We start from the raw sequence: 13154 nt of genomic DNA on the forward strand, positions 1-13154 counted from the left end.
CGGTGACGGGCAGCCCCACGGTCACGCTCGTGATGTCCATGACTCATCATGGTCCCGGTCGGGCCTGCTCGTCGAGGGGCTTTCCGCGGCGTCTCGCTGCGCGACGGAACTGGCAGGCTGGAGGGATGGCGACCCTGCGCGAACGGATCACGGCCCCGGCACCCCTCTCGTTCCCCACGCCGATCAGCGGCTTGACGTTCCGGGCGGGCGGGCTCGACGACGTCGGCGCGATGCACGCCGTCGCGGTCGCGTCGGCCGCGGTGGACGACCCGCACGCTCGTCCCTCCACAGCCGACCTCGAACGGTCGTTGTCCACCGAGGGGCTGGACGTCACCAGGGACACCGTGGTGGGCGTCGATGCTGGAGGGCATGTGCAGGCCTACGGCATCGTCATCGACGTCCCCTCCCGCGTCACTGCTGCGCGCGCCGTGCTCGACGGCGCGGTCCACCCCGACCTGCGCGGGCAGGGGATCGGACGGCGGGTACTGGCCTGGCAGGTCGGCCGGGCCCGGCAGCGCCTGGCGACGCTCGACGTCGACCTGCCGGCGACGCTCGACGTCGGTGGGCGGCAGGGGTCCTCGGCGCTGCGGCTGGCGGCGCACCATGGCTTCGCGCCGGTGCGCACGTGGCTCGACATGCAGGTCGTGTTCGACGACCGCGCGTCGGACACCGACGCAGTGCCCGTCCTGGGGGACGGGCTCGTCCTGCGGCCCGTCACGGCGGACGACATCGAACCGCTCCGGACGGCCAAGAACGACGCCTTCCGCGACCACTGGGGTTCCCAGCCGATGGTCGCGTCGGACTGGCGGGGGTTCCTCACCTCGGACAAGAGCCGGCTGGACCTGTCGCGGGTCGTCGTCGGTGCCGACGGCTCGGTCGTGGCGTTCACGATCGTCGAGGTGGAGCCCGACGGGTTCGCTGCCCGGGGCCGTTCGTACGGGTACGTGCACTGGGTCGGCGTCGTCCGTGCAGCTCGGGGGACGGGGCTCGCCCCGATCGTCCTCGATGCCACGCTGCAGGCGATCCGCGCCGACGGGTTGTCCGCGGCGGTGCTGCACGTCGACGCCGAGAACCCGAGCGGAGCCGGGCGCATCTACGAGCGACTCGGGTTCGTCGCCGGCGAGGTCCACGTCACCGCGTCGACGTCGCTCTGACCGTCGCGTCGGGGGTCCTGGACCCCAGTTCTGGGTGCATCCGGACCCCCTCCGCCCCCTCCTTCTGGGACTGCGGCCGACGACTGTCGCAGAAGTAGCGTGGTCGAGCGCCACATCCCTGGTGGTGCGCAACCCGACCACGTCTCGCCGCGCGCGAGTCCAAGGAGGCACAGGACTCATGGCGACCCTGTCCGAGATCCTCATCCTGAACGGCGCCCTGCCGATCGAGCACCTCGACTCGATGACGGGCGACGAGGACCTGGACGAGCGCGCCATCCGCGGCCTGGTCGACCAGGGCGTCGTGAGCGAGGCGCAGTTCATCACCGCCCGCGCGGCGTCGAACAACTCCCGCACCGTCCCGTTGACCGACTACCCAGTCGACGGCACCGCGGTCTCGATCCTTCCCGCTGCGCTCTGCCGGCGCCACGGCGTCCTCGGCGTCGGGTTCGAGGGCGAGCTGCTCATCCTCGCGATGGTCAACCCGACCAACGTGCTCGCGATCGACGACGCCCGCGCTGCGTCCGGCCGACCGATCAAGCCGCTCCAGGTGGACGAGCGCGACCTGCTCACCGCGCTCGACCGCTACCTGCGTGCCGACGACGAGCTCAACGACCTGACCTCGTCGCTGGAAGAAGAAGCCTCGGTCAGCTCCTCGGCCCAGGTGGACCTGGCCGACGGTGCCCTCGACGACGTCCCGATCGTCCGCTTCGTGAACCTGCTCGTGTCGCAGGCGATCCAGGACCACGCCTCGGACATCCACATCGAGCCCGGTGAGCACGAGGTCCGGATCCGCTACCGCATCGACGGTGTGCTGCACGAGATGGCCCCGGCGCCGAAGAACATCCAGAACGGCGTCATCAGCCGCCTGAAGATCATGAGCGACATCGACATCGCCGAGCGTCGCAAGCCGCAGGACGGCCGCATGTCGGTCCGCCACGGTGGCCGCCAGATCGACCTCCGCGTGGCGACGCTGCCCACCGTGTGGGGCGAGAAGGTCGTCATGCGGATCCTCGACAACACGAACACGTCGCTGACCCTCAAGGACCTCAACCTCCTCGAGCAGAACTTCCAGGCGTACCAGCGGTCGTACTCGAAGCCGTACGGCATGATCCTGGTCACCGGGCCCACCGGCTCCGGCAAGTCCACGACGCTGTACACGACCCTGAACGCGGTCGCGAAGCCCGAGATCAACGTCATCACGGTCGAGGACCCGGTCGAGTACCGGATGGCCGGCATCAACCAGGTGCAGGTCAACCCGAAGGCCGGGCTGACCTTCGCCTCGGCGCTGCGCTCGATCCTGCGATCGGACCCCGACGTCGTCCTGCTCGGCGAGATCCGCGACCACGAGACCGCCCAGATCGCCATCGAGGCATCCCTCACCGGACACCTCGTGCTCTCCACCCTGCACACGAACGACGCCCCCTCCGCCGTGACCCGCCTGACCGAGATGGACATCGAGCCCTTCCTGGTCGGCTCCGCGTTGGACTCCGTCGTGGCCCAGCGTCTGGCGCGACGGCTGTGCGACCGGTGCAAGGCCCCCGCCGTGTACGAGGCCGAACAGCTCCGCACCCTCGGGTTCCTGCGCCCCGGCGACGAGGTCCCGGCGTTCTTCGCCCCCATCGGCTGCGCGGTCTGCTCGAACACCGGGTACCGCGGCCGCATCGCCCTGCACGAGGTCATGACCGTCACCGAGGAGATCGAGCGCCTCGCCGTCTCGCGCGCCTCGAGCGCCGAGATCAGCCGTGTCGCCCAGGCGCAGGGGATGCTCACGCTCCGCCAGGACGGCTTCGAGAAGGTCAAGCTCGGTCTCACGAGCGTCGACGAGATCCTGCGCGTGGTCGCGTAGTCACGAGAGAGCGCAGCAGATGACCGACTCCGTGTACGACATCACGATCCCCGGCGACGAACCCGTCGCCGGCTGGCACCCGGGCAACCCCGGCACCGAGGTGGGCTCCCGCCGTGCAGCGCGTCTGGCTGCCGCCGCAGCGTCGGCCCCTCCGGAGCAGGTGTACGACCTCGGCGACGACACCGCCGGATGGCCGGCACCGTCAGGGTCGCCCGTCGCCGTGCCCGTCGCGCAGCCGCTCGCCGCTCCGGCGACGCCGCCCGCCGGCGTGCCGTCGTCGATCGCGACCTACGGCTACGCCGAGGCGCCGACGCAGCAGCTCCCCACGGCGCCTGCGGCCCCGGCACCGGCCGCCACGATCGGCGGCGACATCGAGTTCTCCCGCCACGCGCGCGAGGTCGCCGACCCCGACCTGATCACCGCGCTCGCCCAGGTCGTGTACCAGGGCGCGTCCGACCTGCACGTCACCGCCGACGCACCGCCCACCGTCCGCGTCGACGGCTCGCTCCGTCCCGCGGTGCCCGGCGGCGCGTGGTCGCGCGGCAAGGTGATCGCTGCACTCAAGACCATGCTGTCGGCCGAACAGGCCGGTCAGTTCGACCAAGAGCAGGAACTCGACTTCGCCTACTCGCTGTCGCCGGAGTACCGCTTCCGCGTGAACTTCTACCAGCAGCGTGGCAACTGGGGTGCCGCCTTCCGCATCATCCCCACCAAGATCAAGACGCTCAAGCAGCTCGGCATCCCCGAGCACGTCGGCGACTTCGCCGGCCTGCCTCGCGGACTCGTCCTGGTCACCGGCCCGACCGGCTCCGGCAAGTCCACGACCCTCGCCGCCCTGATCGACCTGGTGAACGAGAGCCGGGCCGACCACATCGTGACGGTCGAGGACCCGATCGAGTTCATGCACGAGCACAAGAAGGCGATCATCAACCAGCGCGAGGTCGGTGCCGACACGCACTCCTTCGCCGCCGCGCTGAAGCACGTGCTGCGTCAGGACCCCGACGTCATCCTGATCGGGGAGCTCCGCGACCTCGAGACCATCTCGGTCGCGCTCACCGCGGCCGAGACCGGTCACCTGGTGTTCGCCACCCTGCACACGCAGAGCGCCCCCGGCACGATCGACCGTGTCATCGACGTCTTCCCGCCACACCAGCAGGGCCAGATCCGCACGCAGCTCGCGGCGACCCTGCAGGGCGTCGTCTGCCAGACCCTGGTGCCGAAGGCCAACGGTGTCGGCCGGGTCGTCGCCACCGAGATCATGACGATCACCCCCGCCATCGGCAACCTGATCCGCGAGGGCAAGACCTACCAGATCACGTCCGCCATGCAGGCCGGCCGTGACCTGGGCATGCACACCATGGACCAGGACCTCGCCGAACTGGTCAACGTCGGCACGATCTCGCGCAAGGCCGCGATGGACAAGGTGCACGACGAAGAGGGCTTCGACCGGCTGGTGCAGCGCGTCGAGTCCCCATCCGACTCCTCGGCAGCCGCGATCGCCGCCAGCGGGATCGACTTCGGCGACAAGTTCTCCGGAGGCTACTGATGTCCCTCGCATTCGACTACCGCGGGCGCGACGGTGCCGGCAAGCTCGTCAAGGGCCGTCTCGACGCCTCGTCCGAAGGAGCGGTCGTCCAGCGGCTCCGGGGCATGGGTGTCTCGCCGATCGCGATCACGGAGTCCAAGGCCGGCACCGGCCTGCAGACCGAGATCAAGATCCCCGGGTTCGAGAAGGGCGTCGGGCTCAAGGACCTCGCGATCATGTCGCGGCAGGCCTCGACGATGCTCACCTCGGGCCTCTCGCTGCTGCGCGCGCTGTCGATCCTCGCCGACCAGACCGAGAACAAGAAGCTCAAGGACATCCTCGGCAAGGTCCGCGACGACGTCGAGCGCGGCGTCTCGTTCTCCGACGCGGTGGCGAAGTTCCCGGTCGACTTCCCGCCGATCATGATCAACATGATCCGCGCGGGCGAGACCGGTGGGTTCCTCGACCAGGCCATGGACTCCATCGCCACGAACTTCGAGAAGGAGCACAAGCTCCGGACGACGATCAAGTCGGCGATGACTTACCCGGTGGTCGTGCTCGTGATGTCGCTCCTCGCCGTCGCGATCATGCTCATCTTCATCGTGCCGATCTTCCAGGACATGTTCTCGTCGCTCGGCGGCAAGCTCCCACTGCCGACGATGATGCTCGTGTACCTGTCCCACGCCATGCGGTACATCGCGATCCCGCTCGCGATCGCCATCGCGGCCTTCTGGTTCTGGTGGCGTGCGAACAAGAACACCGACCGGGTCCGCGCCTTCGTTGACCCCATCACCCTGAGGCTGCCGGTGTTCGGACCGCTGCAGAAGAAGATCGTCATCGCACGGTTCTCCCGGAACTTCTCGAACATGATCGGCGCCGGCGTGCCCATCCTGCAGGCATTGCGCATTGTCGGCGAGGTCTCGAACAACTTCGTCGTGAAACGCGCGCTCGACAATGTCGCAGAAGCCGTGCGAAAAGGCGAATCAATTGCTGAGCCATTGTCCAAGGAAGCAGTCTTCCCGGCGATGGTGACGCAGATGGTCGCTGTCGGTGAAGACGCCGGATCGCTCGAGATCATGCTCGAGAAGATCGCGGTGTTCTACGACGCCGAGGTCGAGGCGACCACTGATGCCCTGACATCGCTGATCGAGCCGCTGCTGATCGCGTTCCTGGGTGTCGTCGTGGGTGGCATGATCATCGCGCTCTACATGCCGATCTTCCAGATCACCAACGTCGTCCAGAACGCCTCCTAGTCATTCCACCCCCAGTGCGGGGGAGGTGCGCAATTGCCGCATCCCCCGCACTGGGGGTGTTTTGCGCCCTGGTTGCCCCCCGTTCTCGGGATTACCCGGTGGATTCGCCGCCAATACGCTGATGTGCGGCGGCCGAGCAAGCCCCGAAATTCAATTCATCCTCATTCCCGCAGAATGGAACAATCATGTACTTCGCTCTCATGGGCAAGCTCGACGCTCGCCGCAAGGGTCTCCTCAAGGACGACGAGAAGGGCTTCACCCTCATCGAGCTCCTGGTCGTCGTCATCATCATCGGCATCCTCGCCGCGATCGCCATCCCGGTCTACATCAGCGTGCAGAACAACGCGAAGAACTCCGCTGTGAAGTCCGACATCTCCAACGCGAAGACCGCGGTCGTCACTGTGATGACGAACGGAGCGACGAGCACCCTCCCGGCATCTCTGACCGCGGATCAACTCACGTCGGGCGACTACAAGGCCGCGGGGAGCACCTCTGGCGTTGACACGACCCTGACCTACACGGTGACCACCGACAAGAGCGCGTTCTGCATCCAGGGGAAGAGCACTTCCACCGGGAAGACCTTCGGCGCCACCGACGCGTCGGGCGTTGCTGAGGGTACGTGCAGCGCAGGCGTCTTCACGAAGGCCTCCTCGTAACCAGTCCCGGATGGGCTGTGGTCCCCGGATCGCAGCCCTTCTGGGCGTCTCGGCAACCGACACGAGGAAAGGAACGCCATGATCTCGCGCATCGCCGATCGACTGCGTTCCGCCCGTGGCAACGAGGACGGCTTCACGATCATCGAGGTGATGGTCGCGATGACCATCTTCGCCGTCATCGCCGCCGGGATCGCCGCCGGCATCACTGCGTCGCTCGTCCTCTCGAAGGACACCCGCGCTCGCGAGGTCGCGTCGACGGTCGCGATGGAGGACATCGACAGCCTCCGCGACCTCCCCAGCATCTTCGACATCAAGAGCGGCACCGCGACGCCGACGGTCGGCAACCAGACGTTCGCGTTGACGCGGGAGGTCTCCTGGACGCGTTCCTCCGGCAGCGCGACCGCATGCGGAACCGGTGACGGCTCGCTGTCGTACAAGGCCGTCACCGTCACGGTCAGTTGGAAGACGAGCGCGTCGTCGTCTGGTTCGCAGCAGGTGACGATGTCCAGCGCGATCGCCCCGCTCACGAACATCAACTCGGACACCACGGGCTCGATCCTCATCGGCGTGGCGAACGCGAACGGCGTCGGGGTCTCGGGAATCGTCCCGACGATCACCGGTCCGGACGGCGTCACCGTCCCCGCGACGGACGCCGAAGGGTGCACCTACGTCTCCGGTGTCGCACCCGGCACCTACACGGTGAAGGTCGCCCGGACCGGGTACGTCGACACGAACCAGCAGGCCAGCCCGTCATCGCAGACGGTCACCGTCGCTGCTGGCGCATCCGGAGCGGCTGCGTTCAGCTTCGACGCGGCGGCGAAGTACACCTTCGGGTACACGACCACACCATCGGTCGGTGCGGTCCTCCCCACGAACATGCCGACCACGCTCATCAACCCGGCCTCGGGGACGACACAACTGACGAACACGGCTGGGTCCGCATCATTGTTCCCCTTCGGGGTCGGCTACCGGGCGGTTGCCGGCACCTACGTCGTGGATGCGTCGGGCTCCGCGTCCTCGACGACATGCATCGCCCCCGAGCCGGGATCCTGGACGACCCCCAACGCGAAGGGCAAGGTCGGAACGCCGTCCGAACCTGCGAACAACACGTCGACCGTCGCAGTGCAGATGGGCGCGGTCAAACTCTCCAAGCTCACCGCTGGCCAGTACCTGACCGCGAAGACCACAACGCCAGTGAACGGTGACCCGGGGTGCGCCGTGGGCATGACCCTGCAGTTCCCCGTGCTGAAGGCGGACACCGCGACGATTGCGCTGCCGTGGGGCACGTGGAGGCTCTACTCGGGGTCGTCGGCCGGTTCCACGACCAACGCCCTGACGCTCAAGACGGAGAACGCCGCCATGGTCACCAACGGGGTCGTCACCGGTGGCGCCGTCATGGTCGACCCGCGGCCGGCCGGCTGATGCGCGCGCTGCTCCGCCGTCTCCACCGCGACCAACGCGGGATCACCCTCGTCGAACTCCTCGTTGCGATGCTCATCACGTCGCTGCTCCTCACGCTGGTCGGCAGCTTCTTCGTGTCGATGCTCAAGGCGCAGCGGACCGTCTCCTCCGTGAACGAGAGCACTCGCCAAGGAACGACCTCGATGACGCAGGTGAGTCGCTACCTGCGCGAAGCATCGCGGTGGCAGGTCACGAAGACGACGAACCGAGCGGCGTTCGAGAGCGCCTCGGCGACGAGCATGCAGTTCTACTCCGGCGTCGATCTCTCGACGTCTCGAGCCGGACTCACCAAGGTCACCATCGACGTGCAGGGCACCAAGCTCCGCATGCAGCTGCAGCGTGGAGACTGTCCTGCGAGCGGGTACTGCACGTTCACCGGCACGACGAAGACCGTCGTCCTGGCCGACGTCGTCCGGACGAGCGGCGCCAACAGCGCCCTGTTCGGCTACGTCAACGCGTCGGGGGACACGATCAGCCCGACGTCCGCCACCCTCGACTCCATCCGGTCCGTCGACGTCAACCTCAAGGTGGCATCCGCATCGGGCACGACGGCGAACGACACCACGTTCCAAGCCACCATCAACCTGCGCAACCTCGACTACGGCGCAGCGACGGAGTCATGATGCTCATCCGACTGGTCCGCGCCCTGCGCGAACGCGACGACGAACGCGGTGTCGCTCTGGCGGCGGTCATCGGCCTCGGCGCGGTACTCATGATCGTGCTGTCGCTCGTCGTCGCCACCGCGACGAGCGGTGCGACGAAGGCGTCGAACGACGACGACTACAACAAGGCCATGGCCGCGGCGTACGCAGGCCTCTCCGACTACCAGGGCCGCCTCGCCGCGGACAACTCCTACGTCAACTACGGCGTTCGCACCGCATTCTCGAGTACGAGTACCTACTCTCTCGACAGCACCAACAAGGCGTTCGGGACCGCACTGGGCGGGACCTGGGCCCCGGTCGTCGGCAGCACCGACCAGTTCTTCCGGTACGAGGTCGACAACTCCGACTACGCGAACACCGGCAAGGTGCGACTGCGGGTCACCGGCAAGGCGGACACCGCGACCCGCACGCTCGTCGTCGACCTGCGCGGCGACGGGTTCGTCAACTACCTCTACTTCACCAACTACGAGTCGCAGGACCCGAGCCTCACGGGCGAGACCGTCACCGGCGGATCGGCGCGGTGCACGTCAGCGCACCGCAACGACAGCAACTGGAACCAGACCACCAGCTGCAACGCCGTCCAGTTCGCCTCCGGAGACACACTCGACGGCCCGGTGCGGACGAACGACGTGATCACCGCCTGCGGCGCGACCTTCAACTCGACCGTGCAGGACACGGGCGCCGCCGGCTTCTTCTACACCAGCAAGGAAACGGCGATCAGCTCGGCCTGCAAGACCTCGACGAAGTTCAACGGCGGCCCGATCACGACCGCGGGCACGCTGCCGATGCCGAGCACGAACGCGAACATGAAGCAAGAGGCCCGGACCGACATCCCGGACAAGGTCGCGAAGCCCGGGTGCGTCTACACCGGACCGACCTCGATCACCTTCCTGGCCGGGGGCAAGATGCGAGTCGTCTCGCCGTGGACGAAGAAGACCCAGCTGACCGGGGCGACGAACGGCACGATCACCGGGGGCAGCACCAATGACGCGCTGTGCGGATCCGTGTCGGCGCTCGGGGGTTCGGGTGCGGTGATCCCGACCCTGCCGGCGAACCTCGTCTACGTGCAGACGGTTCCGAGCGTCAGCGGCGATCCGAACTACTGGGCCGCCAACACGACGCCGAGCGGGACGGTCAACGGAACCGTGACCGCGGGGGCACCGGTGTACTGCCAGCAGAACGTCAAGAGCGGAAGCGGGAGCAACGCGACGACGACCTCCGACTACGGCAACGGACTCGGGTACCCGAAGAACAACGAGTTCACCGGGAGTCTCGGTGACTCCGGGTACTACGGGTGCCGAAACGGCGACGTCTTCGTGTCCGGTTCGTTCGGCGGGCAGATGACCCTCGCGGCCGAGAACTTCGTGTACGTGACCGGCAGCATCGTCTACCAGAACGGCCGGAGCTCGGACGACATGCTCGGCATCGTCGGGCAGAAGGCCGTCTCGATCTACAACCCCATCTCGTGCTCCTCGGGAACCAGCAGCGCCTGCTCCACGTCGAACGGATCGTCCGCGAACCTGGCGGCGACCACCAACATCGAGGTCGACGCCGCGATCGCGAGCAACCTCGGGACCTTCAACGTCCAGAACGGCGCGTTCGGCGCGAACCTCGGCACCCTCACGATCTACGGTTCCATCGCGCAGCAGTTCCGCGGATCGGTGCGTACCTCGTACTCGGGCGGCAGTAGCTGGTCCACGGGCTACGCGAAGGCCTACTCCTACGACCGACGACTGAAGACCTCCGCCCCGCCCAAGTTCCTGCAGCCCGTCTCGACCACCTACGGCGTGACCACGGAGACCGAGTCCGCCACGGCATACCGCGCCGACGGCACCCCGACGGGCAAGTGACCATGACCGCGCTGTCGTCCGTCGCACCGTTCGTCACCGTCCTCGTCGGGCTGCTCGGACTGGCGATCGGCTCCTTCCTGAACGTGGTCGTGTACCGCGTCCCTGCGGGCATGTCCGTCGTTGCGCCGGCGAGCGCGTGCCCGGGCTGCGGACACGAGATCCGATCACGCGACAACGTGCCGGTGCTGTCGTGGCTCCTCCTGCGCGCTCGGTGCCGAGACTGCGGTGTGCCGATCTCGGCCCGGTACCCGCTCGTGGAAACCGCCACGGGCCTCCTGTTCGTCGCGGTGACGATCTTCTCGGCGCTCGCGCCGTGGTCGCCGCTTGCCGACCTCGACGGCACCCGGGGTGTCGTCCACGGCGTGTTGCTGCTCGCAGCGTTCCTCTACCTGATGGCGACCAGCGTCTCGCTGGCACTGATCGACCTCGACACGCACACGCTGCCGAACCGCATCGTGCTGCCGGCCTACATCGTGCTGCCGCTGCTCCTGCTCGCTGCGTCGGCGGTCTCCGGTGACTGGGCTGCTGCGCTCCGGGGCCTCATCGGTCTCGTCGTCCTCGGGTTCGCCTACCTCGCGCTCGCGGTCGCGGTGCCCGGCGGGATGGGGCTCGGCGACGTGAAGCTCGCCGGCGTCCTCGGCTTCGTGCTCGCGTACCTCGGATGGGGACCCCTCGCAGTGGGTTCTTTCGGGGCGTTCCTGCTCGGCGGTACCTTCGCAATCGTCCTCCTGGTCGTACGCCGGGCGGGCCGCCGGAGCGGGATCCCGTTCGGCCCCTGGATGCTCGCGGGCGCCTGGCTCGGCATCGCCGTCGGTGCGCCGGTCTGGGACCTGTACCTGGGTGTGCTCGGGCTCGCCTGACGTCGGACCCACGACGCCGCACCGCACCATCAGACCGACCCGAAGACGGTCACGGAAGGACCAGCAATGCCGAAGAGCATCGTCGGAGTCGACATCGGCGCCGCAGCGATCCGCGCGGTCGAGGTGCAGGACGCCGATCGGCCGAAGCCGACCATCGTGCGGTTCGCCGAGGTCCCGGTCCCCGAGGGCGCCACGCGTCAGGGTGAGGTGGTCGAGCCCAACACCGTCGCCGGTGCACTCCGCCAGCTCTGGTCGATCGGACGCTTCCGGTCCAAGGACGTCGTGCTCGGCATGGGCAACCAGCGTGTGCTGTCGCGGGACCTGACCGTGCCACGTGCCCCGATCGCGCAGATCCGTGAGTCCCTGCCGTTCCAGGTGCAGGACATGCTCCCGGTGCCGGTCGGCGACGCCATCCTCGACTTCTACCCGACGGGTGAGGGCTTCGGGGAGAACGGCCCCACCGTCACCGGCCTGCTCGTCGCCGCCGTGAAGGACGCGGTCCTCGCGAACGTGCGCGCCGTCCAGAACGCTGGCCTCAACCCGGTCGGCGTGGACCTCATCCCGTTCGCGCTCGCGCGGGTGCTCGCTCCGACGAGCAGGCGGGGAACGGTGGCCATCGTCGAGTGCGGTGGCAACACGACGACCGTGGTGGTCGTCACCGACGGGGTTCCGAAGTTCGTCCGCATCATCCCGACGGGTGGCGACGACATCACGCGGATGCTCGCTGGACGGATGTCCATCAACGAGAACGCTGCCGAGGCCGTGAAACGACACCTCGGCATGGACCCGCTCACCGCGCAGACGGGCGACGACGCGCTCGCCGTCGCTGCAGTCCGCGAGACGGTGGGCGAGATGCTCGCGAGTCTGCGGAACACGATCAACTACTTCGCGAACACCCACCCGGAGGAGCCCGTCGCGGAGATCCTGCTCAGCGGTGCGGGAGCGGCCCTTCCCGGATTCGCGGTCGCGTTGTCGGAGTTCACCCGGACGCCGGTCCGGTTCGGTGCCCCCTTCGCCAACGCGGCCGTCGCGAAGTCGGTCCGGACTGAGGACCTGCACGCGCACGGCGCGTCCATCGCGGTCGCCTGGGGACTCGCGGCCGGAGGGAAGGCAGCATGAGCCAGACGACCAAGTCGATGCTGCCCACGGTTGCTCGTCGACGCGGCAACGCGGACAGCGCCGCCGCCCGGGTGGCGGTGGACAGTGCCGAGCGTGTCAGGCGGCAGAGTCGGGGCAACGCGAACGAGATCGTGATCGGCAGACGTCCCAGTGCGGACCTGCTGCCCACCGAGGTGCTCGCCGATCGCCGAGCGCGCAGGGTGGTCCGCCGCATGTGGGCCGGTGTCGTCCTGGTCGCCGTCCTCGTCGGCATCGCGATCGGCGGCGCCGATCTCCTCAGCACGCAGTCGCACGACGACCTCGTGGACGCGCAGAACCAGACGCTCTCCCTCCTGCGACAGCAGGCGCAGTTCAAGGAGGTCCGCGAGACCGAGACCGGGACGGTGCTGCGCGAGGCCGCACGGTCCGTCGGCGGTTCCACCGAGATCGCCTGGCAGCCCTACCTGACGTCGCTGAAGTCCTCGCTGCCCGCCGGCGTCGCGATCACCGGCGTGGCCATCGACTCGGCGACCCCGCTCGAGGCGTACGCCCAGGCGGACACTCCCTTGCAGGGGCAGCGCGTCGCGACCCTGACGATCGACGCCCAGAGCCCGACCCTGCCGTCGGTGCCGGAGTGGCTCGACGCCGTCAAGGGGCTGACCGGCTTCGTCGACGCGACCGCGAACTCGGTCACCCTCGACGAGACGACCGGCACCTACACGGTGAACATGACGATCCACGTCGACGATGCCGCCTACGACGGCAAGTACCAGGACAAGGGCGAGTGAG

11 protein-coding genes are annotated in these 13154 nt (G+C 68.2%); all 11 read left to right on the forward strand.

Features of this window, described 5'->3' with window-relative positions:
* Window positions 1-125: 125 nt before the first annotated feature.
* The 11 genes from EDF47_RS05755 (at window position 126) to EDF47_RS05805 (ending at window position 13153) form a co-directional block, all read left to right on the forward strand.
* Window positions 126-1154, forward strand: coding sequence for a GNAT family N-acetyltransferase (locus tag EDF47_RS05755; protein WP_133937353.1), 1029 nt, complete (start codon window positions 126-128; stop codon window positions 1152-1154).
* A 178-nt stretch (window positions 1155-1332) separates the two neighbouring features.
* Entirely contained in the window at window positions 1333-3000 is a 1668-nt protein-coding gene (locus tag EDF47_RS05760; RefSeq protein ID WP_111083486.1) for an ATPase, T2SS/T4P/T4SS family, read from the forward strand.
* 19 nt (window positions 3001-3019) lie between these two features.
* The gene (locus tag EDF47_RS05765) at window positions 3020-4546 is read left to right on the forward strand and encodes a type IV pilus twitching motility protein PilT (RefSeq protein WP_133937352.1); all 1527 of its coding nucleotides are present in this window, start codon (window positions 3020-3022) and stop codon (window positions 4544-4546) included.
* Window positions 4546-5778, forward strand: coding sequence for a type II secretion system F family protein (locus tag EDF47_RS05770; protein WP_132099139.1), 1233 nt, complete (start codon window positions 4546-4548; stop codon window positions 5776-5778). The genes EDF47_RS05765 and EDF47_RS05770 overlap by 1 nt, the downstream gene beginning before the upstream one ends.
* 185 nt (window positions 5779-5963) lie before the next feature.
* On the forward strand, window positions 5964-6434 hold the full coding sequence (locus tag EDF47_RS20310; RefSeq protein ID WP_279388033.1) for a prepilin-type N-terminal cleavage/methylation domain-containing protein: 471 nt from the start codon (window positions 5964-5966) through the stop codon (window positions 6432-6434).
* Window positions 6435-6512: 78 nt separating this feature from the next.
* A complete protein-coding gene (locus tag EDF47_RS05780; RefSeq protein ID WP_132099138.1) occupies window positions 6513-7856 on the forward strand; it encodes a prepilin-type N-terminal cleavage/methylation domain-containing protein in 1344 nt (447 codons plus the stop codon).
* Entirely contained in the window at window positions 7856-8518 is a 663-nt protein-coding gene (locus tag EDF47_RS05785) for a prepilin-type N-terminal cleavage/methylation domain-containing protein (protein WP_132099137.1), read from the forward strand. Before EDF47_RS05780 ends, EDF47_RS05785 begins: the two co-directional genes overlap by 1 nt.
* On the forward strand, window positions 8515-10407 hold the full coding sequence (locus tag EDF47_RS05790; protein WP_133937350.1) for a hypothetical protein: 1893 nt from the start codon (window positions 8515-8517) through the stop codon (window positions 10405-10407). The genes EDF47_RS05785 and EDF47_RS05790 overlap by 4 nt, the downstream gene beginning before the upstream one ends.
* Window positions 10408-10409: 2 nt before the next feature.
* Window positions 10410-11267: an A24 family peptidase gene (locus EDF47_RS05795; protein WP_166673192.1), complete on the forward strand. Its 858-nt coding sequence runs from the start codon at window positions 10410-10412 to the stop codon at window positions 11265-11267.
* A gap of 66 nt (window positions 11268-11333) precedes the next feature.
* The gene (gene pilM / locus EDF47_RS05800; protein WP_132099134.1) at window positions 11334-12386 is read left to right on the forward strand and encodes a type IV pilus assembly protein PilM; all 1053 of its coding nucleotides are present in this window, start codon (window positions 11334-11336) and stop codon (window positions 12384-12386) included.
* On the forward strand, window positions 12383-13153 hold the full coding sequence (locus EDF47_RS05805; protein ID WP_132099133.1) for a hypothetical protein: 771 nt from the start codon (window positions 12383-12385) through the stop codon (window positions 13151-13153). Before pilM ends, EDF47_RS05805 begins: the two co-directional genes overlap by 4 nt.
* The last annotated feature ends 1 nt before the right edge of the window (window position 13154 follow it).

The organism is Curtobacterium sp. PhB190, from assembly GCF_004365385.1.
Classification (GTDB): Bacteria; Actinomycetota; Actinomycetes; order Actinomycetales; family Microbacteriaceae; genus Curtobacterium.